General features: G+C 66.4%; 32 protein-coding genes and 1 tRNA gene. 16 read left to right on the forward strand and 17 right to left on the reverse strand.

Translation table 11 applies throughout. The features are described 5' to 3' along the window. Positions 1–332 precede the first annotated feature (332 nt). From R2733_02615 to R2733_02635, 5 genes are all read left to right on the forward strand, one after another. Positions 333–1,121 (forward strand): hypothetical protein, encoded by a 789-nt coding sequence (locus R2733_02615; GenBank protein ID MEZ5375374.1) that lies wholly within the window; start codon positions 333–335, stop codon positions 1,119–1,121. 152 nt (positions 1,122–1,273) lie between these two features. Beyond that, positions 1,274–1,408 carry a hypothetical protein gene (locus R2733_02620; GenBank protein MEZ5375375.1) on the forward strand — a complete coding sequence of 45 codons (135 nt, stop codon included), beginning with the start codon at positions 1,274–1,276 and terminating at the stop codon, positions 1,406–1,408. A 66-nt stretch (positions 1,409–1,474) separates the two neighbouring features. Then, the gene (locus tag R2733_02625; GenBank protein ID MEZ5375376.1) at positions 1,475–1,690 is read left to right on the forward strand and encodes a hypothetical protein; all 216 of its coding nucleotides are present in this window, start codon (positions 1,475–1,477) and stop codon (positions 1,688–1,690) included. A 393-nt stretch (positions 1,691–2,083) separates the two neighbouring features. Then, entirely contained in the window at positions 2,084–2,311 is a 228-nt protein-coding gene (locus tag R2733_02630; protein ID MEZ5375377.1) for a type II toxin-antitoxin system ParD family antitoxin, read from the forward strand. Beyond that, complete coding sequence (locus tag R2733_02635) at positions 2,308–2,652, forward strand: type II toxin-antitoxin system RelE/ParE family toxin (protein ID MEZ5375378.1); 345 nt, start codon at positions 2,308–2,310, stop codon at positions 2,650–2,652. Before R2733_02630 ends, R2733_02635 begins: the two co-directional genes overlap by 4 nt. A 125-nt stretch (positions 2,653–2,777) precedes the next feature. Here R2733_02635 and R2733_02640 read toward each other — a convergent pair whose 3' ends face one another. The 3 genes from R2733_02640 to R2733_02650 all read right to left on the reverse strand — a co-directional run bounded on the left by R2733_02640 (position 2,778) and on the right by R2733_02650 (position 3,778). Further along, positions 2,778–3,071, reverse strand: coding sequence for a hypothetical protein (locus R2733_02640; protein ID MEZ5375379.1), 294 nt, complete (start codon positions 3,069–3,071; stop codon positions 2,778–2,780). 136 nt (positions 3,072–3,207) lie between these two features. Then, on the reverse strand, positions 3,208–3,504 hold the full coding sequence (locus R2733_02645) for a DUF2442 domain-containing protein (GenBank protein MEZ5375380.1): 297 nt from the start codon (positions 3,502–3,504) through the stop codon (positions 3,208–3,210). A 10-nt stretch (positions 3,505–3,514) separates the two neighbouring features. Further along, a complete protein-coding gene (locus R2733_02650) occupies positions 3,515–3,778 on the reverse strand; it encodes a DUF4160 domain-containing protein (protein ID MEZ5375381.1) in 264 nt (87 codons plus the stop codon). A gap of 216 nt (positions 3,779–3,994) precedes the next feature. Here R2733_02650 and R2733_02655 point away from each other — a divergent pair, with 216 nt between their 5' ends. From R2733_02655 to R2733_02665, 3 genes are all read left to right on the forward strand, one after another. Then, positions 3,995–4,378, forward strand: a complete 384-nt coding sequence (locus R2733_02655; protein ID MEZ5375382.1) for a hypothetical protein — start codon at positions 3,995–3,997, stop codon at positions 4,376–4,378. Between the two features lie 213 nt (positions 4,379–4,591). Beyond that, complete coding sequence (locus R2733_02660; protein ID MEZ5375383.1) at positions 4,592–5,053, forward strand: hypothetical protein; 462 nt, start codon at positions 4,592–4,594, stop codon at positions 5,051–5,053. A 307-nt stretch (positions 5,054–5,360) separates the two neighbouring features. Continuing rightward, a complete protein-coding gene (locus tag R2733_02665; GenBank protein MEZ5375384.1) occupies positions 5,361–6,191 on the forward strand; it encodes a hypothetical protein in 831 nt (276 codons plus the stop codon). Positions 6,192–6,244: 53 nt separating this feature from the next. On the opposite strand, the gene R2733_02670 is transcribed toward R2733_02665, so the two are convergent. From R2733_02670 to R2733_02680, 3 genes are all read right to left on the reverse strand, one after another. Next, complete coding sequence (locus R2733_02670; protein ID MEZ5375385.1) at positions 6,245–6,466, reverse strand: hypothetical protein; 222 nt, start codon at positions 6,464–6,466, stop codon at positions 6,245–6,247. A 166-nt stretch (positions 6,467–6,632) separates the two neighbouring features. Beyond that, on the reverse strand, positions 6,633–7,433 hold the full coding sequence (locus R2733_02675) for an alpha/beta hydrolase (protein MEZ5375386.1): 801 nt from the start codon (positions 7,431–7,433) through the stop codon (positions 6,633–6,635). Continuing rightward, complete coding sequence (locus R2733_02680) at positions 7,433–8,746, reverse strand: LLM class flavin-dependent oxidoreductase (protein MEZ5375387.1); 1,314 nt, start codon at positions 8,744–8,746, stop codon at positions 7,433–7,435. Before R2733_02680 ends, R2733_02675 begins: the two co-directional genes overlap by 1 nt. A 141-nt stretch (positions 8,747–8,887) precedes the next feature. Here R2733_02680 and R2733_02685 point away from each other — a divergent pair, with 141 nt between their 5' ends. After that, positions 8,888–9,880 (forward strand): hypothetical protein, encoded by a 993-nt coding sequence (locus R2733_02685; protein ID MEZ5375388.1) that lies wholly within the window; start codon positions 8,888–8,890, stop codon positions 9,878–9,880. A 92-nt stretch (positions 9,881–9,972) separates the two neighbouring features. Here R2733_02685 and R2733_02690 read toward each other — a convergent pair whose 3' ends face one another. Then, a complete protein-coding gene (locus tag R2733_02690; protein MEZ5375389.1) occupies positions 9,973–10,488 on the reverse strand; it encodes a hypothetical protein in 516 nt (171 codons plus the stop codon). Positions 10,489–10,720: 232 nt separating this feature from the next. Here R2733_02690 and R2733_02695 point away from each other — a divergent pair, with 232 nt between their 5' ends. Next, positions 10,721–11,896, forward strand: coding sequence for a PLP-dependent aminotransferase family protein (locus tag R2733_02695; protein MEZ5375390.1), 1,176 nt, complete (start codon positions 10,721–10,723; stop codon positions 11,894–11,896). Here R2733_02695 and R2733_02700 read toward each other — a convergent pair. Genes R2733_02700 through R2733_02715 form a run of 4 tightly spaced genes read right to left on the reverse strand, consistent with a single transcriptional unit; the run spans position 11,893 to position 14,719 of the window. Further along, on the reverse strand, positions 11,893–12,450 hold the full coding sequence (locus R2733_02700) for an NUDIX domain-containing protein (GenBank protein MEZ5375391.1): 558 nt from the start codon (positions 12,448–12,450) through the stop codon (positions 11,893–11,895). The two genes, R2733_02695 and R2733_02700, sit on opposite strands and share 4 nt — an antisense overlap. Positions 12,451–12,453: 3 nt before the next feature. Beyond that, positions 12,454–13,680 (reverse strand): FAD-dependent oxidoreductase, encoded by a 1,227-nt coding sequence (locus R2733_02705; GenBank protein MEZ5375392.1) that lies wholly within the window; start codon positions 13,678–13,680, stop codon positions 12,454–12,456. Between the two features lie 7 nt (positions 13,681–13,687). Continuing rightward, the gene (locus R2733_02710) at positions 13,688–13,879 is read right to left on the reverse strand and encodes a ferredoxin (GenBank protein ID MEZ5375393.1); all 192 of its coding nucleotides are present in this window, start codon (positions 13,877–13,879) and stop codon (positions 13,688–13,690) included. Positions 13,880–13,930: 51 nt separating this feature from the next. Then, entirely contained in the window at positions 13,931–14,719 is a 789-nt protein-coding gene (locus R2733_02715; protein ID MEZ5375394.1) for an SDR family oxidoreductase, read from the reverse strand. Between the two features lie 67 nt (positions 14,720–14,786). Here R2733_02715 and R2733_02720 point away from each other — a divergent pair, with 67 nt between their 5' ends. The 3 genes from R2733_02720 (at position 14,787) to R2733_02730 (ending at position 17,162) form a co-directional block, all read left to right on the forward strand. Then, entirely contained in the window at positions 14,787–15,185 is a 399-nt protein-coding gene (locus R2733_02720; protein ID MEZ5375395.1) for a hypothetical protein, read from the forward strand. 69 nt (positions 15,186–15,254) lie between these two features. Continuing rightward, entirely contained in the window at positions 15,255–15,485 is a 231-nt protein-coding gene (locus R2733_02725; GenBank protein MEZ5375396.1) for a hypothetical protein, read from the forward strand. Between the two features lie 36 nt (positions 15,486–15,521). Then, positions 15,522–17,162: a molybdopterin-dependent oxidoreductase gene (locus tag R2733_02730; protein ID MEZ5375397.1), complete on the forward strand. Its 1,641-nt coding sequence runs from the start codon at positions 15,522–15,524 to the stop codon at positions 17,160–17,162. Positions 17,163–17,233: 71 nt separating this feature from the next. Here R2733_02730 and R2733_02735 read toward each other — a convergent pair whose 3' ends face one another. From R2733_02735 to R2733_02745, 3 genes are all read right to left on the reverse strand, one after another. Next, positions 17,234–17,590: a hypothetical protein gene (locus R2733_02735; GenBank protein ID MEZ5375398.1), complete on the reverse strand. Its 357-nt coding sequence runs from the start codon at positions 17,588–17,590 to the stop codon at positions 17,234–17,236. After that, positions 17,587–17,841 (reverse strand): hypothetical protein, encoded by a 255-nt coding sequence (locus R2733_02740; protein ID MEZ5375399.1) that lies wholly within the window; start codon positions 17,839–17,841, stop codon positions 17,587–17,589. Before R2733_02740 ends, R2733_02735 begins: the two co-directional genes overlap by 4 nt. A gap of 80 nt (positions 17,842–17,921) precedes the next feature. After that, positions 17,922–19,142 (reverse strand): peptidoglycan DD-metalloendopeptidase family protein, encoded by a 1,221-nt coding sequence (locus R2733_02745; GenBank protein MEZ5375400.1) that lies wholly within the window; start codon positions 19,140–19,142, stop codon positions 17,922–17,924. A 63-nt stretch (positions 19,143–19,205) separates the two neighbouring features. Here R2733_02745 and R2733_02750 point away from each other — a divergent pair, with 63 nt between their 5' ends. From R2733_02750 to R2733_02760, 3 genes are all read left to right on the forward strand, one after another. Further along, on the forward strand, positions 19,206–19,661 hold the full coding sequence (locus R2733_02750; GenBank protein ID MEZ5375401.1) for a helix-turn-helix domain-containing protein: 456 nt from the start codon (positions 19,206–19,208) through the stop codon (positions 19,659–19,661). Between the two features lie 71 nt (positions 19,662–19,732). Further along, positions 19,733–20,248: a phosphoribosyltransferase gene (locus R2733_02755; GenBank protein MEZ5375402.1), complete on the forward strand. Its 516-nt coding sequence runs from the start codon at positions 19,733–19,735 to the stop codon at positions 20,246–20,248. A gap of 77 nt (positions 20,249–20,325) precedes the next feature. Then, positions 20,326–21,765, forward strand: a complete 1,440-nt coding sequence (locus tag R2733_02760) for a hypothetical protein (protein ID MEZ5375403.1) — start codon at positions 20,326–20,328, stop codon at positions 21,763–21,765. 66 nt (positions 21,766–21,831) lie between these two features. Here the strand turns inward: R2733_02760 and R2733_02765 are convergent. The 3 genes from R2733_02765 to moaC form a co-directional block, all read right to left on the reverse strand. Continuing rightward, positions 21,832–21,905: transfer RNA gene (locus tag R2733_02765), tRNA-Ala, on the reverse strand. Positions 21,906–21,962: 57 nt separating this feature from the next. Further along, positions 21,963–22,412 (reverse strand): hypothetical protein, encoded by a 450-nt coding sequence (locus R2733_02770; GenBank protein MEZ5375404.1) that lies wholly within the window; start codon positions 22,410–22,412, stop codon positions 21,963–21,965. A 152-nt stretch (positions 22,413–22,564) separates the two neighbouring features. Further along, positions 22,565–23,116 carry a cyclic pyranopterin monophosphate synthase MoaC gene (moaC, locus tag R2733_02775; protein MEZ5375405.1) on the reverse strand — a complete coding sequence of 184 codons (552 nt, stop codon included), beginning with the start codon at positions 23,114–23,116 and terminating at the stop codon, positions 22,565–22,567. Positions 23,117–23,145 lie beyond the last annotated feature (29 nt).

Below are 23,145 nucleotides of genomic sequence, written 5' to 3' on the forward strand. Positions count from 1 at the left end.
TGATGGTCGTTTTGTTGGTGTCGTGCGGAGTGGACGCAACGAGTGGAGGTGCAGGCGTGGCGAATCGAGCGGTAATCGCCGGTGTCGAGTTCAGTTTCCGTGGCGCAGAGGTCGTCCCTCTCTACGGGCCTCGCGAGCCTGCCCCTGGCGTGGTTGAGGAAGCACCCGTGATCCGGTTCATCGATTCCGAAGCACGTCTTTGGGCCAGTGTCCACCGCAGCCGGTTCGATCTTGATCAGCAGCCAAAGCTGGATAGCGTGTCGTTTGTCACCGGGTGTATTGACGGGGGCGAGCTGGCAGTCATGGCGTACTCGAAGATCGAGGGATTTTCGATGCCACGTGTCCCACGCGAGTTCCTCAACGAAGCGGGCCTCATCGCCCAGGTGTCAGTGGCGTTGAACGTGAGCAGCCCGTCTGGTCTCGCAGATTCTGAGCCCCAGCTCATGTCGGTCAGGCTTACCTGGTACCCGGAGCCGTTCGAGCGAGGAAACTTCGACTACTCGGCGGTGGCCGGCTCAGAGTATGCAGCAACCGTCCCTACCATCGACCAGCTCCGGACCCTGGTCGCTGACCTGTACCGGTCACTGACCTCTGCGGCCGCTGACGGATCGGGGTGTGCTGCGGGGACCGAACTCACCGAGGAAAAGTTCCTTGCCGGTTTCGACGAACAACTGGCTGCAATCGTCGGCACGCAGACACAACTACCCGTCATGGTGGGTGTGCCGGTCGAGGTGTCGCCGATCCCGGTCGATGCATCCGGCGGGTTCGTCCTCGTGGACGAGGGCGGGGAGTTGGGGCGCATGACTGAGACCGTTCGTGTCGCTGCTGACCGCTCGTTGGCGGGGATGGCGGCCGATGCGGTTGTGGTGTTGGAGGGCCGGTTGATGGCAATCACTGGAGAAGGGCGGGAACTTGTGTCCGATGATGACTGGTCGTCGGCAGAGTCCATGGTGTACACCCCCAACTTCGCTTCGGTCGCAGTCGATGGTGACGACTGGCTGATCACGATCGACACCAAGGGTGTCATGACACCGGCGATGCGCGACGCCATGGTCGCCGTTATCGGTCAGGCTGCCGGCGACGCCGGCGCCGCAACCGTCGAGATCACCGACATCACTTAGAGGCCAAACGCTGCCGAACCGGTCTCAGCCAGCGGAGCTCCGCTGCCCCCTACCACTCGCTCCGGACGTGCAGGAAAGCGTCGCATACCGCCGGATCGTGGCGTTCTTCCAGACCGATCCTCACGCTGGTATCACAGTGATACCATTGCCCGATGGCCATGACACTCCGCCTCACCGACGAAGAACAAGCAGCACTCCGCCAACGAGCCGAACTCGAGGGGCATCTCCCTCCAAGAAGCGGCCCGTCGAGCCGTCCGCGAGTTCGTCGACCGCAGCGATCACCGTGATCGAGTAGCCGACGCCGCAGCAAGGATCCTCCTCGCACACGACGACGCCTTGCGCCGGTTGGGCGAGTGACCGAGCAACCCGAGATCGAATACCTCGACCTCGATGACCTGATCGCACTCGCCACCGCCCTGCTCGGTCACCCTGCACCAATCCGCGATCTCGGCCTCCTCGATCCGCGGCCGCACGACCTCGCACCACCGCATTCGGCAGCGACGCCTACCCCGACATCTGGACCAAAGCCGCATCACTCCTGCAATCAATCGTCAGCAACCACGCCCTGATCGACGGCAACAAACGACTCGGATGGCTCGCAACCGCCGTCTTCCTCGAAATCAACGGCCACAACGTCGCAACAGCCGAGAACAACGACGTCTACGACCTCGTCATCAACGTCGCCTCCCAGCATCCTGGCCTCGACGAAATCGCCGCCACTCTCAAGACACTCGACCAACCCCAGCGAACAGATCGGTAGTCCTGCAGTCAGAGGTTTGATCGTGCCCTCGATCAGGTCGATGTCGTGAGGTGGGCACCCACAAAAGCGACCCCTACCACCCACAGGACCAGGGCCGAGAAACATCACCAATCGCCGGCCGTGAGACGCAGCGCGAGCCTCGGCTGTCAGTAGGAGTGACCTCGCTCTTGGCAAAGTTTGCCAAGCTCCATAGACTCCTGACATGACCACGATGAACGTCTCACTCCCAGACGAACTCAAAACCTTCGTCGACACGCAGGTCAACGCCGGCGGCTACGGCTCAACCAGCGAATACATACGAGACCTCATTCGCCGGGCACAAGACCGCGAACGCCTCCGATCCGCATTGCTCGAAGGAGCGTCATCGCCCGCCGCCGCCACCGCTGACGACTACCTCGACACCCTCAGAGCGCGCATCCCGAATACGTGAGCGTCCCAGCCCATATCTCGCTGCGCCAACGCGCCATCGACGACGCCGACACGGCCTTCGACTACCTCCAAGCCCAGGCTCCTCCCGGTACCGCCGAGAACTTCGTCGACGATCTGGAACGAGCCATCGAGCTCCTCGTCCGGCACCCACCCACCGGGTCGATGCGGTTCGCGTTCGAGCTGGACATCCCGAACCTGCGAACCTGGCCGCTCGAACGGTTCCCGTACCTGATCTTTTACGTCGTCAACGACGATCAGATCGACGTCTGGCGCATCCTGCATGCGAGCAGAGACGTTCCCGCCTCGCTCGCTGACGAGCAGCCAGACCCCCTTCAGCAGTAGCAACCTATCTGGATCGGACCGACACGACCATCCCCTACCGCTCACAGCCTCCGGCTCGAACAACGCCCCCGATCGCGCCGGTCTGAGGACGCATCGAACAGATCGGTGATCGCTGTTCGAGGACTTCATCTGGGTCGGAGCGTGATGCTTCCCGTCGGACCGGTCACAGTCAGCAGCTCATCGTCGAGCGTCATGACCGGTTCCGACACCAACAGCTCGAGCATCGCCGTATCGCTCGGGGACGGGTTCGGACACTCCTCGACTGGGACACCAACGATCGTGTTGCGAGGCTCAACGGGTTGCAGCCCCCCGACCTGGGCGTGCACCACACAGGTCTCGAGTTCGACAGTGACGACGAAGAAGGCCGGACTGAGCAGAGACACGGTGGAACCCCGCTCGCCGGCCGTGGGATGCAGCACGAGATACTCCCTAGCGCCGTAGCCGGGACAGTGAAGGTCCTCGGCTCGCTGGCGATGATTCGACCAATCCGAGCTCGAGCACGTCAACGCGATGGGTGCGAACAGACTTCCTTGATGATTGTGCCCAACCAGCTTGTCAGCTGGTCTCCTGCAGCCGGTACTCCGACACGACGCTGGGGGCGAAAGCACCCGAGGCTGTTTCGCCGCCGTGGAGCACGTCCGGATCGAGATCCACACCGATCGGCCAGGACAATGTGCCAGCGACGGCGTCGACCCCTGCGGCACCGAACACCACGTCGTCATCGACAGCAGCCAACACGCCGGGAAGCGCACCAGCGAAGTCGAGTTCGCGGACGAGGCCATCGGTGAACACCAGCCTCAGCAGGCGGTCACCGAGATATTCGACGCTGGCGACTCTCGCAGGACGGCTCATGAGCGTCAGGCTACTGGAGTGGGTCGATCGCCGACAGTGCGGATGGTTCTTGTGCCAGCCCCCAGTTGGCCAACAACTCGGCTTGATGGAGTGAGCGCCACTGCTCAACCAGCCGTGCCGCAGTCCGAGGGAGTTCGCCGCCGATCAACGATCCATCGTCGATCCGTACAAGCGCTTCGCGCTCGGCGTAGATCGCATGGAAGTGATCTGCCTCTGACCGCCGGCTTGAAGAGCCGTGCATCCGCGGACGCACTTCGTCACATTGAGTGACCATCTGTCGTGGACCGGACACGTTCGGCGCATGAAGTCCACCCGCGGACGCATCTGAAGCCCACCGACCGCCGCCAGCTGGCTGTCACCGACGTCAGCCTCCACGTCTCGGGCAGCGAACATGACATCCAGTTGCTCGGCCTCGCGGATCCCACAAGTCAGGTGCCGGTCGGTTTCTCGCGCCGCTCGACAGCCAAAGAGCGACGAGTAGGCTCCGGCCGTGAGTGACCTGTCGGGTGGCGTGCTTGTTGGGATCGGTTGCCTTCTGTGCTTCGGATCGGCTCTTGGCGGGGCATTGGTTGCCCTCGCGATCGATGAGCCAGATGTCGTGGTGGCCGAACGCGTAGTCGAGGTGGCGCCACCCACACCTTCCCAGAAGCCGTTGCCCGGAGATCTCGAACGGCTGGCTTCGATGCTGATCGATGCCGCTGGGACCAGCGCCGAGGTTGCACCTGCACTCGTCGACGAAATCGGCATCATGGTCTGCGACTTCGGCTACACACCCGAGCAGGTTGGTGACACGTTCGTTAGAGACATCACGATGAGCCGAGAGGACATCGAGGTATTCGTCGCCGAGGTCCTGTCCAGCTGCGCTGCGAACTGAAAGTCCCTACGCACAACGAGCTCGCCTGGGTACGCGCCGAGCACGGACGAACCTCCCCACCCGCTGAGACACTGCCCGATTCGCGCGGATTAGCCAAGCGACATTCCCAGCACAACTTGGGGGCAAGCGACCATTACCAGGGGCCGCACGATGATCGAAACTCGACAGCGAGGCAGATCGCCTCCAGCGCCGTTCGAAGAGAGGTTGTCGATCATGTCTCCGCCGACCAGACACTCGGACCGCAGCCCCGCCACGCGTTCTGCAGCAGCGATGCTTGCTGCGCTCGCCCTGGCGGTCACGTTCGGTCTCCTCGCCACCGTGCAGACCGCCACCGTCGCCTGCAGGTATCACACCATCGACGCTTGCATTCCGGTCCCCGAACCCCTCTTCGGCATCGTCGGCGCTGCCGCGGTCTTCACCTGGCTCGCCACCTCCCCTCGACGACACCGCTCCACCACATCGGGACTCAAGCTTGCAGCCGCAGGCATCGCCATCTGGTCGGCGCTCAACCTGTCGCTCGCACCGATCATGTGCCCAGACCCCGGCACGAACGACGTGATCTGCCAGTACGCCCTCCCAGTCGGCGCAGCCACGTTCGTTGTGGTCGCTGCAACCGCTTGGCCGCTCCAGCGACGCCATCCCGAGCGAGCACCCGGCGGCCACGATCAGGATTGATCAGCCGGTGACTCGACGCAGACATCCGAACATCACGGCTTCAATATCGCGGAACCATCTCCAGACGGTCGCATTTGGACCGTATGTCTACGATCGTCATGTGAAACGAGTCGTCTACTTCAGCTGGATGGTGCTGCTCGCAATGGTCGGCGCATGTTCGGGTACCGACGATGCGATCGGGCGCGTGGATACGTCGCCTCCTGAGGCGACGCCTACGCCATCGTCCACTCCGACGACATCCGCGACAGCGTCACTGTCGAGTACGACGACCACACGTTCCTCATCCACCGCCGATCGAACCAACGACGTGACCGATCTGGCCGAAGCGATCGCTGCACGCAGGTTGGTGGCCCAGGTCGACGACCAGATCCATCTCTGGGCAGATGGCCAGCTGACGGTGATCGACAGCGACGACGAGGAATGGGTGTGGTCAGATGGGCAGTTCGTCTACTGGTCGAGCACAACCACCACCGACGACGGCGAGTACGAGACGCGCACAGTGGTGACGGCATTCGACGGCGAGACGGTCTGCGAGCTGGCCGAACCCGTCCACCATGTCGCCGTGAGGAGCGACGGCGGATTCGTCGCTGCGGTCGAACGAGACCTTGGCGAGTGGCCCACCGATGATGACCCGATCGGCTACCCGGCGTTCGCTGTCGACTGTGCCACCGGTGCGGAGCAGCCAATCGAGCCGCTCAGCTTCGTCGGAGGCGAAGCCGAAACGACGAGCGTGATCCGTGTCGGGGACCGCTCCTTCACCGCGTTGGGTGACGCCGAAGGCAACGCCGACATCCTCAACGAGGACGGTGTCTCGATCAACGGCGACGACTACGCCGGCTACCACTCCTTCAGCGCCGATGGCTCGCTGGTGGTCTACGGCGAGATGAGCAGCGGCATCCATGTCTCGAATGAGATCGTGTGCCGCGACACCTCGTCGGGCGAGGAGCTGTGGCGGACAACGTTGGAACTGCCGTTCGGGTATCTCGGGTTCGTCGGCGATCAAGTGATCGCCGAACAGCCGATCGAGTTCGCCGGCACGGAATGGTTGGGTACCGCCGCGGTGGTGATCATCGACGCCCGGTCAGGACGAGCCCAGACCAGCTTCCCGACGACGCTCAAGGTCCTCCACGCCAGCTGATTCTGGTCACTCCGCTGGCCCGACGGTCCCGGCAGCGGTGCCCCTCACCGTTCCTACTTCATGTATTTGCCGGCAACAACGGTCCCGCCGAGCGAAACGGCGGTCCCGACCATGATGAGCGTGCCAGCAAGCGGTGAAGTCGAGAACAGTGCCACACCTGCGATGAACCCGAGCAAGAGGACGCCGATCTGCCACCTCTGGCGACGCAGTGCTTCGGGCCATGTCCGGAAGATCTCTGGCTGCTGGAACGCTTGGTAGTCACGGAGGTCTTTCATGAAGCCGCCTTTCGTGTTGTGTCGCCGCTCCGATCAACAGACACGCCGAATCTCTACCCGACGCTAGTGTCTGCGGCTGTGCAGGCACCGATCGGGACAGCGGCAGCCGACATCAGGCTGACGAGAGCCAATGCGATCCGGGGATGACGATGACGACTGGCCAGCGCTAGTGGTGAGCGAACGCAGCGACGTGTTCGGCGACCGCGGTCGGCTGCTCCAGGTGGAGCATATGGCCCGCCTCACCAACGGTTTCGAGTGAGGCGCCGTCGATCGCAGTCCGCCAGTGCTCGGCGTACGGGTCGGCCGACACGAGACGGTCGCTCTCGCCCCAGACCAGCAACGTCGGGACACCGATCCGGTGGATCCGCTTCGACAGGCGCCGGTTTGGGATCGGGAACAGGATCTTGCCCGCTGTCCCCAGCCGACGAGCGTTGCCCACCATGAACGCAGCGAGTGCGTCATTGTCGGTGAAGTCGACACCACCGGTCATCAACTTCTCGCCGGCGACAGGATCGTGGAACAGGGTCTCGGCCAACTCGAAGGGCAGCATGGCGAAGATGTCGGGGATCGGGTGGGCGTCATCCCAGAGCCCGACGGGCGCCAACAGCACGAGCTGCGTGAGGTCGTTTCGGGCAACTGCCGCCATCTCGGCGGCGATCATCCCACCCATCGAGTGCCCGGCCAGGATTGGTGGACCGTCGAGGCCGAGCGCGTCCACGAGGTCCCAGCCGTGCAGCGTGAAGTCAAGCATGTCCTCGAGCTCGGTCTCGGTCTCGTCGTCGCCGAACCCCGGCCACACGGGAGCGTGAACGGTGAAGGACTCGGCGAGCGCAGCGAGAAGCGGGTCTTCGGGACTGGTGCCGCCGGCACCGTGAAGGAAGACGAGGTCGGGTCCGGCGCCACCGACGAAGGCGTCGCCCTCGATGCCCCGACGGGTCGTGATGCGGCGGGTGTCGAGCGCAGCCATCAGATGCTCATCCCGTCGTTGTCGCCTGCGTCGCGGAGTTGGGCGGCGACGGCATCGGGCCCGGCTGAATGCCGGCGAGCCGATGCCACCGTCGTCTCCGGTCGCACGCGGTCCTTCATCGGCGACGGCCACCAGCGGGTGTCGGTCTCCAGCTCGGGCCAGAAGTTCTTCAGCTGCGGCATCACCTTCTCGGCGAAGAGCTGCGTGCTGTAGCGAGTCTTCCAGTCCGGCATGTCGCCCATGTGGAGCAGGCAGAAGACGGTGCCGAGTCGGAGTTCGCGGATCATGTGGCTCATCTGCTCGCGGACGGTGTCCGGTCCACCGGCGATGACGAAGCCACCTTCGACGAGATCCTTCCAGGTCAACCGCTGGAAGATCTCCTGGTTCTCCTTGCGGAGCTGGTTCAGCTTGCCGGCCTTGATCGTCTTCACCGTGCGATAGCCAGGCGGGTCGGCGAACCCGGGGTAGACGTGGAGGCACCGGTTGAAGAAGTAGAGCATGTGCTCGGCGTACAGCTCTTCGGCCTGGGCGTCGTTGTCGGCCACACAGATGATCTGTGCGAACGACGCACGACCCGGCGACTCGTCCTTGTCGAGCTCGGCGACCCGTTCCCAGTAGCCGTCGAGGAGGGCCTTGCCCGCCTTGTAGCCGTTGAACGACAGGTACGAGTAGTTGTAGTCGTGCTCCAGGCAGAAGTCCCAGGTCTCGATCGAACCGCCGCCGGGAATGTAGATGGGCGGATGCGGCTTCTGGATCGGCTTGGGCCAGCAGTTCACATAGCGCAGCTGGTTGTACTTTCCGTCGAACGCGAACGGTTCGTCTTCCTCCCACGCTCGCATGATCAGCCGGTGTGCTTCGTCGTACTTGTCACGAACGAGGGCAGGAATCTGGCCGTAGCAGAAGTTCGTGTCCATCGGCGTGCCGACCGGGAACCCGGCGACCAGCCGGCCGCCCGAGATCACGTCGAGCATTGCGAACTCCTCGGCCACCCGGATCGGCGGGTTGTAGAGCGCAATGGAGTTGCCGATGACGCACAGCGCCGCCTCACTCGTCCGGCGAGCCAATCCGGCGGCGATGAGGTTCGGCGAGGGCATGATGCCGTAGCCGTTCTGGTGGTGCTCATTGACCCCGATCCCGTCGAAGCCGACCTCCTCGGCGAACTCGAGCTGGTCCATGTACTCGTGGTAGAGCGAGTTGGCCCGCTCGGGATCGAACAGCGTCGAGTCGATGTCGACCCAGACCGATCGGTGCTGCTGCCGGAAGTCGTCCGGCAGATCCGGCCACGGCATCAGGTTGAACCACACGAACTTCATCGACATCCCCCTTTTCGACCGGCGTCCCCACACCGGAAGCACCGACCGCATCGGCACCGATGCGCAGTCTTCCAGACCGAGGGACGAGTGTCAGGCCGAGGGACGACCGCCACGCTCGAGAGTCGCCACTAGGTTGTCGCCATGCACGTCGAGGGCGAAGCACTTCGTGCCGGGGAAACGCGGATGGTCGCGTTGACCCCGGAAGAGGCGGATCTGGCCGAGTGGGTGGAGCTGCGCGTACGCGAACGCATCACCCGACGAGTGCAGACGCTCAATGCCCTCCCCACGAAGCCGGCGTCCGTCGCACGTGCACCGATTCGTCCAGGCGATTCCGAAGTCGAACTCGCAATACCGGGCGGTCTCTCGCCCGGCTGGAGGGGCGCGGCAATGCAGTGGAGCTATGAACTGGCGCTCGTCGACGCCCGGTCGAAGGACGTCGCCTCACTCTCAGTGGACGTCGTCGGCGGGCCGACCCTTGCAGCGGGTGAGGTGCTGCAGACGAAAGGCGACGGATCCAGGCGTGGTCCTGCCAAGCCAACAGCGCTGGTCGGACCGCCAGGTATCGATGTCGGACAATCGTGGTTCATCGGCATTGCGCTCTTGACATTCGCCGGTGCTGGCGCCTTCTTCATCAACGACGGCCTCGAGAACGGAGAAACACCGGCCGTCATCTTCGGGTCTGTCCTCACGATCGTCTGCGTGCTGTTGGCGGTCTTGGTGTTGTCTGGGCTTCGGCCTTCGATGCGGCGTCTCAACGGGGTCTCGATCCACCTTGACCGCAGCGTCGTGACCTTTGGATCCTCGATCGAGGTCACGCTCGATCCGGTCACCACGACTGGAGTCGAAGTCGGCATTGTCCTCGCCGAGTGCGTCACCAACACCACCGGTCAGCACGGAAGGCTCACGGCAGACGTCACGCCCGTCATCGAGAACTACCTGCCCTATGAGGGTGCCCCGGTGACCCTCGAGGTGCCGAGCGACGCACCGGGTGGCTTCAAAGGATCACGCACTCAGCTCCGGTGGGCCGTTCGTGCGCGAATCGCTGAGAATGCAGGAGGATCCGGAGGTGTCGGCATCGAAGTGCTTCGAGCACCGGAAGCGTTGCCGACCAGCCCAGATGCGTCTTCCAGCTGACGGCCGAGGGTCATCGATGGCGCCGCAGCCGCTTGGATGACCGCTCGTGTTCAACCCCGCCCGACCAGCGTGAGTGCTCGGACTGCTAGAGATCAGCGGCGACGGTCGAAGGCTGATGCCAGCATCCAGCGCATCAGCTTGGGGTCCTCGTCGAAGAAGGCCGACAGACGATCCGCGTCGGCCCCCTCGACGAGCGCCGGTCGCAGGTCGGGGTGCTTGGCGAGCAGCTCGTCGCGCCGTTCGACGAACTGGAGCGCTCGGCGAACGGTCGAGGTCGAGCAGCCGTGCTGCTGGGCGACCGACTGGATCGACGCACCGTTGGCGCGTGACCGGGCGATGGCGTCGTAGTCAGAGCGGACCCCGCTCTGGCGGTAGCGCTCGGTGATCGACTCGGCGGCCCGCTCGATGGCGTCGCTCGCACGATTGTCGGCGTAGTTCCACAGCGCCATGTCGTCGGCATCACCGGCGGCGCGGCCCATCGTGGTCCACATCCGGTGGGCCGATTCATAGCGGCCCATGGCCTCGAGCCGTTCGGCGGCATGGCGGAGATCGCCGATCGTGAGCTGACCATCGGGCCGGCGCAGGTCGAGTTCCACGTCGAGTGGCACCTGACAACGGCTCGCAGCAAGGGGCTGCAGGCGGAGTCGTCCTCTCGTGATCACCGAAGGCATACCGAGGTATCGACAGCAAGTGCTCGAACTGTAGGAATCCGTTGACGAACACTGGAGAAACCCTTGAGGGTCGACGGCGGCGAGACGGCCGGCCCGCCTGGACGGACTGCAGGCCACTCTCGTCGAAGTGGCTCTCGACACACCGGGGCCTCGCTGTCAGCCTCCTGACATGACCGCACCGACGCTGCTGCAACAACTCTCGAGCGACGACCGTTGGACGTCGTCGGTGATCCGTGACCTCCTTGTCCACGCCCGCCAGCCGGGTGTGCTGTCGCTGGCCGGCGGCCTACCTGCCGTCGAGCTGCTGCCCATCGAGCGCTGCCAGGTCGCCGCCGATCGACTGTTCGCGGAGCGAGGTGGCGTGGCACTGCAATACGGCCTCACGAGCGGCGAGCCCGAGCTGCGGGAGTTGCTGGTTCGCGGGGACGCACCCGATGTCGACCGCATCCTCGTGACGGCCGGGTCGCAACAGGCGCTCGACCTCGTCACCAGGCTGGCGGCCTCACCCACCGAGACGTCCACCGTCGTCATCGAGGACCCGGGCTACATCGGCGCATCGCAGGTGTTCCGGAGCCACGGCCACCAGCTCGTCGGCATCGGCGTCGACGCCGACGGCCTCCGGGTCGACGAGTTGGCCGACCATCTCGCCGCCGGCCTTCGCCCCCGACTCTGCTACGTCAATCCCACCTTCCAGAACCCGACCGGTGCGACCCTGAGCGCCGAGCGAGCGCAGCGACTTGTCGAGCTGGCCGAGACCTACGACTTCCTCGTGGTGGCCGACGACCCCTACGTCGAGCTCGCGCTCGACGACCGTCCGGCTGCCACTCCCCTCCCCGAGTCGCCGCAGGTGATCCGCCTCGGGTCGATGTCGAAGACCCTGTCGCCCGGATTGCGGATCGGCTGGATCGACGCCGACCCCCGACTCGTCGCCCAACTCGCCCTCGTGAAGCAGGCCGCGGATCTTCACACCTCGACCTTCAACCAGCTGCTGGTGGCCGACGTGATGTCGGACTCGACTTGGTGGAGCGCCCATCTCGACGGGTTGCGCAATGGCTACCGCCAGCGCCGTGCTGCACTCCGCTCGGCGGTCGACCGGCATCTGCCGAACGCGCAGGTCACGCCGCAGGGCGGCGGCTTCTTCCTGTGGTGCGATCTCGGTGTCGACGTCGACACCCTGCTGCCGGCGGCGCTCGACCACGGCGTTGCCTTCGTCCCCGGCGCCGCCTTCGCCATCGACCAGCCGGCGAACACCTCGATCCGACTCAGCTACTCCTCGGGTGACCAGACCCAGTACGACGAAGCGGTTCGCCGCCTGGCCGCCGCCCTCGCAGCGACCACCAGCTAGCGCCCAGCACCGAGGGCCGCGATCACCAACGGGGCGACCACCTCACGACTGTCGAGGCACACCGATCGCCCCTCCATCCACGCGAGGAGATCGGCCACGGGCACACGGTCGACCTCGACGACTTCGGCATCCGGGCAGCTCGGCTCGGTGTCGGAGCGGACGAGGTAGACCTCGCCGACCACGGCACCGTCGTCGGCGTCGTAGGCCACCCGGCCCAGGGGCCACAACGCTTCGCCGGTCAGACCAGCCTCTTCCGCCAATTCGCGGCGGGCCGCCGACACCCAGTCCTCGCCCACGTTGCAGATCCCACCGAAGGCCAGATCCCACCATCCGGGGTAGACGTCCTTCCAATCGGCGCGCCGGTGCACGACGACACGATCGGCCGAGTCGATCACCGCGACGTAGGTGCAGCGATGCCTCAGCACCCCGGCACGCACGGCCGCACGGGTCACGATGCCGATGACGTTGCCGTCACGGTCGACGTGCTCGACCATCTCGGCGCCGGCTGACACTGCTCGATCGGTTGGCGACTCGCCGCCCGAGCGCTCGGCCATTGCTCAGTCCGAGAGTGCGGTACGGGCCTCGTCGAGTGAGGCGCCCTGGCCAAGCAGCATGCGGGCCTGGATGGCTTGGCGTGGCCGGTTCCAGCCGAGGGCGCCGACGAACGAGCCGTTGTCGTCGGCGTAGATCTGGAGAAACACCTGTTCCTCGATCGAGCCGTTGACCACCTCGGCGTTCGGCGTGGGGATGCCGGCCAGCTGGATCTTGCGGTCGTACTGGTCGGACCAGAACCACGGGGTCGGTGCGTAGGGCTCGACGTCGTCGCCCTGATCGAGTGCCAGGAGTCGACGGGCCACGTAGGTGCCCTGTTCGACGGCGTTGTCCCACTGCTCGACTCGGGTGAGCGTGCCGCCGAAGCGGGGGTTCGGCCAGCGGGCGACGTCACCAGCGGCGACGATGCCGGGCGCCGCCAGGCAGGTCTCATCGCAGACGACGCCGTTGTCGATGGTCAGCCCCGACCCTTCGAGCCACGCCGTGTTGGGCACGCACCCCACCCCGACGACCACGAGATCGGTCTCGATGACCTCACCATCGGCGAGCGTCACCGACGCCACCGCACCGTTGTCGCCGGCTTGCAGTGAGGCCACCCCGGTGCCGAGTCGTACGTCGACCCCGTGCCCGCGGTGGAGGTCGGCGATCGCTTCGCCGGCACCGTGGTCGAGCACCCGAGCCAGCGGCATCGGCGCGGCCTCGATCAGCGTGACCTCGAGCCCGAGTCCTCGGGCGGTCGAGGCGACCTCGGCCCCGATGAACCCGGCACCGACCACGACCACTCGCTTCGGGCCAGCGGCGAGGGCGTCGTGCAGCCCGCGGGCGTCGGCGAGGGTGCGGAGTTCGAACACACCGGGAAGGTCGAAGCCGTCGAGCCGACGGGGCGACGAGCCGGTGGCGATCACGATTCCGTCGGCGACGAGCGTCGAGCCGTCGCTCAGACCGATCGTGTGCGCACCACCATCGGAAGATGCGAGTTCGAGCGACATGGCGGCGACGCCGAGCCGCCAGTCGACCCCGAGCGCCTCGGGATCGGCGGCGCCTCGCAGACGCAGCTTCTCCTCGGGCACCCGACCGTCGAGAAATCCCTTCGACAGCGGCGGACGGTCGTAGGGGTAGTCGGGCTCGTCACCGACGATGGTGAGCGTGCCCTCGTAGCCGCCGCGGCGCAGTCCCTGGGCTGCCTGCAGGCCCGCCAGCGATGCGCCGACGACCACGATGTGCTCGTACATCGGCGGCTCAGTCCTCCAGGCTGATGGCTTGCTTCGGGCACCGCTCGACCGCCTCGCGCACCTTGTCGTGCATCTCGGCCGGCGGGTTCTCCTGGAGGATGTAGAGGAAGTCGTCGTCGCGGACCTCGAACACCTCGGGCACGATGGCCATGCACACCGCGTTGCTCTCACACAGATCGAAATCGACCACGACCTTCATTACTGCCTCCCTGGCACCGTTGCTGGATTGGTCTGCACCTTACTGTGCAGGTCAGAACCGGGTGTAGCCACCGTCGACGACGATCTCGTCACCGGTGAGGAACGATTGGGTCGGATCGGCAAGGAACGCGCCGACCGCTTCGAAGTCGTCGGGCGTTCCCCAACGCCGGACCGGCGTGCGCTGGGTGGTGTTGGTGAGGAACTTGTCGTTCTGGCGCCCGGCCTCGGTCATCTCGGTCTCGGTCCATCCGGGGATGATGCTGTTGGCTCGGATCCCGTAGCGAGCCAGCTCGACGGCGAGCCCTCGCATCATGGCGAGCATGCCTGCCTTGGACACAGCGTAAGGCTGGGCCCGAGGCGCACCGTGGATGGCCGAAGTCGATGACACACCGACCAACGAGCCGCCCTCGCCTCGCTCGATCATGTGGCGGGCACCCTCTCGCAGGGTCAGGAAGGCCCCGTCGATGTTGACCGAATGCACCCGACGCCACAGTTCGAGCGTCTGCTCGACGAACGGTGCGCCCTCGCCGACCCCGGCGTTGGCGAACACGGCGTCGACCTTGCCGAGGGCGCTGACCGCCTCGGCGAACGACGTGACCACCTCCTCCTCGGAACGGACGTCGACCCGCTGGGCGAGCACCCGGCCCGCGCCGCCGGTCCGCATCGGTGCCGACTGAAGGGCGTCGTCGTTGAGCTGCGCCTCGGCAACCGCGAGCTTGTCGGTGTTGGTCCCCCAGATCACCACGTCGGCACCGGCCTTCACGCAGCCCTTGGCGATACCGAGGCCGATGCCTCCGTTGCCGCCCGTCACGAGTACCACACGTCCGTTGAGATCGATCATGTGCGGAACCTACAAGAAGTTTGGCGAACTTCGGGAATGCGCCACGGTGCTCCCCGGTTCCCGTCCCATGCCACGAACATCCCATCAGCGCCCGAACGCGCTCGATACGCCCGCCGCAGTGCGTTCTCGAGCCCGCGTGCTCACGGTCGCCCTCGCCCTGGCCCTGGCAACCGCAGCGTGCGGCTCGAGTACGGGCGACACGGCAGCGACGCCGACCACCGCCGCCGGAGCGACCACGGCTGACTCGGACACCACCGCATCAACTGCTGCGGCTGCGGCCGACGATGGAGGCAGCGCGGCCGACGATGATGCGACGGCCGACGAGGCAACCACCGACGAGGCGCCGACCGGCAACTTCCCAGCGGTCGACGTGGTCGATCTCGCTTCGGGGTCGACGGTCGATTTCGCCACCGAGGTGTCGGGCAGCGGCCTGCCGACGCTCATCTGGTTCTGGGCTCCGCATTGACCCACCTGTCGGGCTGAGGGCCCGGCCGTCGAGCAGTTTGCTCGACAGAACGCCGACACCCTGAACGTGGTGGGGCTCGGCACCCAGGACGACCTCGATTACGCACTCGACTTCGTCGCCTCCACCGGCACGTCGACCTTCCCGATGTACTGGGAGGACGGTGGCTTCGACGGCTGGGCGTTCTACGGCGTCCGCAGTCAGCCAGCCGGTGTGTTGGTCGACGCCGACGGGAACGTGATCGAGAGCTGGTCGGGCCGATTCTCACTCGACACAGTGCTCGAGCTCGCCTCCGGCATCTGAACCTCCACCCCCAACCGAACAGCAACCATGGACACGATGACCAGCTCCGACACGACCAGCTCCGAACGCAATGGCGCGTCATCGCCATGGTTGCCGGCGGCCATCGCCGGCCTCGTCGCCGGCGGTCTCGCACTGGCTGCAGGTGAGCTGGTTGCCAGTCTGGCGGCGCCGCAACCTGGCCCCGTCACGGGTGTGGCCAACCGAGTCGTCGACTCGGCGCCTACCTGGTTCGTGAACTTCGGCAAGGACCTGTTCGGGTTGGCCGACAAGCCGGCACTCGTGCTCGGCACGATCATCATCTCGGTGGCGATCGCCGCCGTGCTCGGCGTGACCAGCCGGTCGCGACGTTGGATCGGTCGCGCCGGCTTCGCCGCCTTCGGCGTGGTGGGCGCCCTCGCGATCGGCGTCGATGCGCAGGGCGGCTGGCTGGGCGCCATCGTCACCAGCGTGGCGGCGGTCGCAGCCGGTGTCGGGGCGCTCGAGTTGCTCCTCGGCCGCCTGCAATCGGCGTCGTCCAGCCCGAGCCTGCGCCCGGCCGGCGCCGTGCCGATCGGCGTCACCGAATCACCAACCAACCCGGCGGTCGGACGCCGGTCGTTCCTCGCCGCGACCGGCGTCGTCGGTGCCGTGGCGGTCGCCGGCGGCGCAGCATCGCGGTCACTCCGTGGCCGCTCGAGCGTCGAGGTGGCGCGAGACGACGCCCGATCAGCCGTCCAGGCCAGCGCCGGCGGCGAGGCGGCGAACGTCCAGGCGAAGATCGACGCCGTTGCGACGTCGGAGGTGGCAAGCACGCCCGGGATCACTCCCATCGTGATCAGCGGCGAGGACTTCTACCGGATCGACACGGCGCTGCTGGTGCCCCAGGTCGACCCCGCGACATGGACCTTCACGATCAAGGGCATGGTCGAGAACGAGCTCACCTTCACCTACGACGAACTCCTGGCTCGCGCCACGACGATCGAGACCGTGACCCTGTCGTGTGTCTCCAACGAAGTCGGCGGCGGACTCGTCGGCAATGCGGTCTGGCAGGGCATTCCGCTGACCGAACTCCTCGACGAAGCCGGCGTGCTCCCGGGTGCCACGCAGATCAAGTCGACCTCGGTCGACGGCTGGGACTGCGGCTTCCCGACGGCCGCCGCCTACGACGGACGCACCTCGCTGCTTGCGGTGGGCATGAACGATGAGCCGCTCCCGGTGCTTCATGGCTTTCCGGCCCGCCTCGTCGTGAGCGGCCTCTACGGCTACGTATCGGCGACCAAGTGGATCGAATCGATCGAACTCACCACCCTCGAGGACTTCGACGGTTACTGGATCCCTCGGGGTTGGTCCAAGCTCGGCCCCATCAAGACCCAATCACGTATCGACACGCCCCGCCGCAACCAGACCGTGCCCGCCGGCACCACCCCGATCGCGGGTGTGGCGTGGGCCCCCAACACTGGGATCGAGAAGGTCGAGATCCGCATCGACGGCGGCGACTGGCTCGAGGCGTCGCTGGGCGAATCGCTCGGCCCCGACGCCTGGCGCCAGTGGGTACTCAACTGGGACGCCACCTCCGGCGATCACCGCATCGAAGTTCGGGCCACCGACAGCTCGGGCTACACCCAGACCGATGTCCGCACCGATGTCGCACCCGACGGCGCCACCGGCTGGCACACGATCGACATGACCGTGGCCTGATCGGCATCTGCGCTGACCTCAGGGGAGGTAGCCCCGGGGGTTCACCGCCGAGCCGTTGACCCGGAGCTCGCTCAGAGCTTGCGGAACGCGACGTCGAGGACCGCCATGTCCGCCGGGTCGGTGGTCAGGATCGGCATCCCGAGGTGATCGGCCAGTACGGCCAGACTGGCGTCGACCACATCGCTCGATCCCGCGACTGCGCTACGGCGCCCGATCACCCGCGGATCACCGAAGGGGTACACCGTTGTGGCCCTCACCAACATCGCCATCGGCACCTGCTTGGCTGGATCCCGCCAAGCCTGCGCCAACGCAACCTCGTTCGTGGCCGGCTCGACACCCTCAGCCTGCATCTTCTCGACCAGGGCAAGCACCACCCGTCGCTGCGAGGGATTCTCGAGAGCGAGGAACACCCCAGCGTCGAGAATCACCGAGCAGACCAGATCTCGTCGGCCTTCGCACGCTCGGCGTCGGTCGGTGCTCCCCACTCCACGGTCGCCCAGTCGATGAACTCCTGCATCGCATCTCGTTGTGCATCTCGTGCGGCGAGCAACGCAAGTGCGTCCTCCACCGCCTCCCGCTCGGTTCGTCGCCGAGACGAGGTTGCCGCAAGGTTGCGTAGCGCGTCAGGGCCGAGGAACATCGACTTGCGCTTCGGCTTGTCAGGAATGACGTCAGACATACGTCAACCATACGTGTATGCCGGTTGTATGTCTACGCGGTCGGTCCTCGCCGTCAGCGTGCGTTCGAACGGTGGGAACCTCAGGGGAGGTAGCCCCGGGGGTTGACGGCTGAGCCGTTGACCCGGACCTCGAAGTGGAGATGGGGGCCGGTCGAGTTACCGGTCGAGCCGACGTAGCCGATGACCTCGCCCCGACCGACCTGCTGGCCGGTCGACACCGCGATCTTCGACTGGTGGGCGTACAACGTGGTGATCCCGTTGCCGTGGTTGATGATGACGGCGTTGCCGTACCCGCCGTACGGACCGGCGTGGATGACGGTCCCGCCAGCCGAGGCAGCAATGGGCGTGCCGGTGCCGGCACCGAGGTCGATCCCGGCGTGGAGCCGTTTCGTGCCGTAGATCGGATGGATCCTCCAGCCGTACTCGCTCGTGACGTAGGCGGAGATCGGCCACTGGAACCCGGAGGCCGAGACACCGCCGGCGCCAGCCGCCGGTGGCGGCGGCGGCGGGATGGCTTTGGCCTCTTCGGCCCGGATGAATTCGCTGAGTGCCGCTTCCTCGGCCGCAAACTCGGCGACGGTCTCCTCCCACTCGGCGATGCGAGCGTCGAGTTCGGCCTTCAGCGCGGCCTGGACGGCCTGCTGTTCTTCGAGATCGACGAGGATCGCCGCCATGTCGGCCTCGAGCACCGCCGCCTGTTCGACCGCGTTGTCGGCGATCGCCTGGGCGATGTCGGCGTCCTCCTCGACGACCCGCATCTGTTCGAGCAGATCGGGGGCATCGGTGTTGGCGAGCTGGAGCATGGTGGCCCGTCGCATGGCATCGGCGGGATTCTCAGCGGAGAGGTAGTCGTAGGACACACCGGTGAGGCCCTCGTCCCCGACGAACCCGCTCACGGCGAGCTCGGCGAGGCGTGCTCGAATGTCGGCAATCCTGGCCTCGGCCGCAAGCACATCGGCCGACGCCTGCTCGGCAACGGCGTGGGCCACATCGAGCTGGCGTTGTGCGTCGGCCAGTGCATTCTGCTGGGCGAGAACGCTCTCGTTGATCGCCTCAAGCGCCGCTTGGATCTCACGGTCGTCGGCTCGCGCCGCGTCGAGTTCCGCCGCTGCTGCCGCACGCTCCTCGCGCACCTGCTCACGCTGCGAACGGGCGTCGTCGATCGACTCCTGTCCGCCGGCGGCATCGACACCACCGACCACGAGCGTGGCGGCGATCGCCAAACCGGCGAACCGCCGCGCCATCGTGCGGCGGAGCGTGGGATTGGCGACGGGAAGCGGGGGGAACTGATCATCCAACATCGGAATCAAGCGAGGATACTCGCTTCACCACAGCCTTCGAGGATGGGGCGCTAGCGTGTCACCGTGGGTGAACGTTCGACGCAGGGGGGAGCGGGCGACAACAGCTCGGCTCGCGCCCGCCCCGGCGACGACTCCCGCAAGGGAAGTGCCGCTCGCCTGACCCCGTCGCAGCGTGATGCGGTGATCGAAGGCCTCCGACTGCCGGCACGAGGCGTGGGAGCAACCGTCGTCGCGGCCGACGCCCTCGCTTCCGCCGATCTGCCAATCGTGATCGGCGGTGAGACCGTCGGCGGTCTTCGCCTCTCCGGCCTCCACGGGGCGCTCGACCGCCTCATCGACCAGATCGAGCGGGAACTGGGCCAGCCGGTCGAGCGGCTCGATCGCGAAGGAAAACAGGCGGTCGTCCGACGTCTCGACGAGCTCGGCGCCTTCAACTTGCGAAAGGCGGTCGAAGACATCGCCGACCGTCTCCACGTCTCGCGCTTCACGGTCTACAACTACCTCAACGGTCAGCCCTGATCACCAGGACCGCTCGGGCCTGCGTCCCCAGTACCGTCGAGCCCGACGATTCCTCGACAAAGGTGATTGACGTGGCCGACGGGCAGGACATTCCGCGCGAGACACTCGACTGGGCGACCTACGGCACCGCCATACGGCAATTGGCCCAGCAGGTGGCCGACAGTGGGTATCGGCCCGACATGATCCTGGCGATCGCCCGCGGCGGACTCTTCGCTGCCGGCTCCCTGGGCTATGCACTCTCGGTCAAGAACCTCTACGTGATGAACCTCGAGTTCTATGCCGGCGTCGACGAGCGGCTGTCGGTCCCGATCATGCTCCCGCCCTACATGGACAAGGTCGACCTGACCGGCGCGAAGATCCTCGTCGCCGACGACGTCGCCGACACCGGCCACACACTCAAGGCGGTCCACGAGTTCTGCCAGGACGTCGTCGACGAGTCACGCACCGCGGTGATCTATGAGAAGCCACACTCGTTGGTCAAGTGCGACTACGTGTGGAAGAAGACCGACCGATGGATCAACTTCCCCTGGTCGACCGAGCCGCCGCTGGCCGGGCCGGCCGACGGCAACATCGTCGTCGACGCCTGAGCGTTGCCCGAGGGTGATCTCGCCCCCTCGCCAACTCGGCGCATCGGCTCGCCTACGATCTGCGACGTGATGTCGACATGATCAAGCGGATCCTCTACGCCCTCGTCGGCGCGGCCGCTGCCGCCGTGATGATCTCGGCGGTGACCCATGCGGTCGACTTCGACCAGACCACGTTCGAGGACGGCGACGGCCGCTACGCCATCGCTGCGGTCGGCGCGTTGGTGTTCCTCGTTTGCCTCTACTTGCTGGTGGCCGATCTGGCGGGGGCCCGGCGGGCCAACCACCTTCCCGAGGACGAGGTGGAGTACGACGAGGTACCTGCCACCTTCTCCGACCGTCTGGCCACCACGCGTCCGGCCGATACGGCCGCCACGACCCAACGCCGGGGGCCGATCATCGTGACCCAGCCCGCGCCGGCAACCGCCGCGTCCCCCGGTGCGGTCAGAGGCAGCGGCGGCAGCCTCTTCGGCGTCACCACGCCGGCGCCACGGCCCAGCAGCGCCGACGGCCTCTTCGGTCGGCGGAATACCACTCGCCGAAACGACCCCGAAGCTGCTCCGAGCGCACCCCCCACGGCCGACGCTGTCCGCCCCGCACCGGCCCCGAGCGGGCGTCCCGCACCGACGCCCGGCGCCGCCCTCTTCGGACGCGAACCGCACACGCCACCGGCCGCCAGGCCCAGCACACCAGGTGCCTCCCTCTTCGGACGGGAGCCGACGACGACGCCGCCCAGCACCTCGGCCGGCGACGCCTCGCTCTTGGCCCCCGAGCCAGCCACCGCTCCCCCGGCAACTCACCCTGCAGCACCTCCTGCGACCCCTGCCTCGACGCCGCCAACAGCAGCACCGCCGCCTTCAGCACCGCCAACCTCGCCGCCGTTCAGCGACATCTCACCAGCCACCACCCCGTCCGTCGCCGACGCTCCGCCGGCACCTGCCGAAGCGCCAAACGAGCCGGTCATCGCTGCTCCGGAGCCGATGCAACCACTCGGCCCGCCCCCGGCACCTGCCGAGCCCGTCGCCGAGCCCATTGCGTTGCGGGACTACCACCCGGCCGAAATCGACCGCACCATCGACGAGCAGCGACGGGTTGCGGTCGATGCGTTGGTTGCCTCCGGCACGTTGAGCGACGACGGTCCGCTCACGCCCGAGGACATTCGCACCATGTTGTTCATCGCCCTCAGCTCCGAGCAGCTGCGGTCGATCCTGCACGAGGCCCGCCTCGACGAGCCGCTGCCCGCCGTGACCGAAACGGCGCCGCATCAGGCACTCACCACCAGTGCGACCGATCCCATGGCGCAGGACGAGGACTTCACCGGCCACCCCGACGACGCCCTCCCCCAGTGGCAGGTCATCGACGACCCCGAGGACAATCTCGACCCGGACGACCGAGTCGACCCGGACGACCGTGTCGATCCGGAGGACAGTGTCGATCCGGAGGACAGTGTCGACGCCGAAGACACGGGCGACGACGAGCCTCCGTCGCCGGGCTACCTGTACGTCACCGGCGGCAACTGATCCCCACCCCAAAACGTCCGATCCCCGCCACCACGAGGCGACGGGGATCACGCAGGACTGACGGGGTGGAGGTGAGGGGAGTTGAACCCCTGGCCTCCTCGATGCGACCGAGGCGCTCTAGCCAACTGAGCTACACCCCCGTGACGAGCCGGCTGACGAGGAACCTCGCAACCGGCGCCGAGCAAATATAGCGGGTCTCAGCGATCTCCCACCGCTCGGGCGTAGCCGGTCTTGACCGACTGCTGTGTGCTGCCGAGATAGGAGACGTTCTGGAGGCGCAGGTTCTCGGCGGCACCGGCTCGAGAGGCGAGCACGAGGTAGCCGATCAGTGCGGCATCGAGCAGCAGGTGCTGCCACCAGAAGATGCCGTTCAGCGCCAGCGCAAGGACGAATGACGCAGCAGCCGCCATCACGAGTGCCAGGAAGACCTGCAGTCGGCGCTTCTTGACCGACTGGGCCTGCCACGACCCACCGCTCATCGAACGAGAACGATCCGGCGCCTGCCCGAGCACCGACAACTGGTGGTTGAAGTGGCCGACCGGGTCACGCCGGGCGCCATTCATCATGTTCTGGAGTGCCGGTCGGCCCAGCACCCAACCCCAGACCAGGGCGAGAGCGGTGAGGACGACGGTGGGGAACCAAGGCATGTCGGAGGGACACCCTCTCTGGAGGAATCGAGCACGAACGGGGCTGAGGGATGGGCGGATGTCCTCACGGCGGTGAGTCGATACGCCCGGAAGCCGAGGTTGAACCTACTACGACCCTCCGCGTCCGACAACCGCACCGGGCGTTCCGCAGGTCAGGAGCGATGGGTCCCTTCGGACCCCTCACCAGCACCGTCACCGTTGGTGTCGGTGCCCTCACGCACGTCGGTTTCGGCCCGTCGATACACCCCGGATCTACCCCCGGTCTTCTCCCACAAGGCGATGTCACCGATCGTCATCGACTTGTCGGTCGACTTGCACATGTCATAGATCGTGAGGGCCGCGATCGAGCAGGCCGTCAGCGCCTCCATCTCGACCCCGGTGCGGTCGACGGTGTCGACCTGCGCCTCGATCTCGATGAAGTCGTCGCCGATCTCGAAGTTGACCAGCACGGCGCCGACCATCAGCGGATGACACAGCGGAATGAGGTCGCTGGTCCGCTTGGCGGCTTGGATGCCTGCCACCCGGGCAACCGCCAGGACGTCGCCCTTCGACATCGCCCGCTGGGCCACCATCGACGTGGTCTCGGGCGCCATGTTGACCCGGCCTCGGGCCACGGCACGACGATGCGTCGGCTCTTTCGGCGTGACATCGACCATGCGCGCGCGGCCGAGGGGATCGAGATGGGTGAACGTTCCGTCAGTCACCCCGACACCCTAGCCATGGGTGCCGCTTC

This window comes from Acidimicrobiales bacterium (assembly GCA_041394265.1).
Lineage (GTDB): Bacteria > Actinomycetota > Acidimicrobiia > Acidimicrobiales > SZUA-35 > JBBQUN01.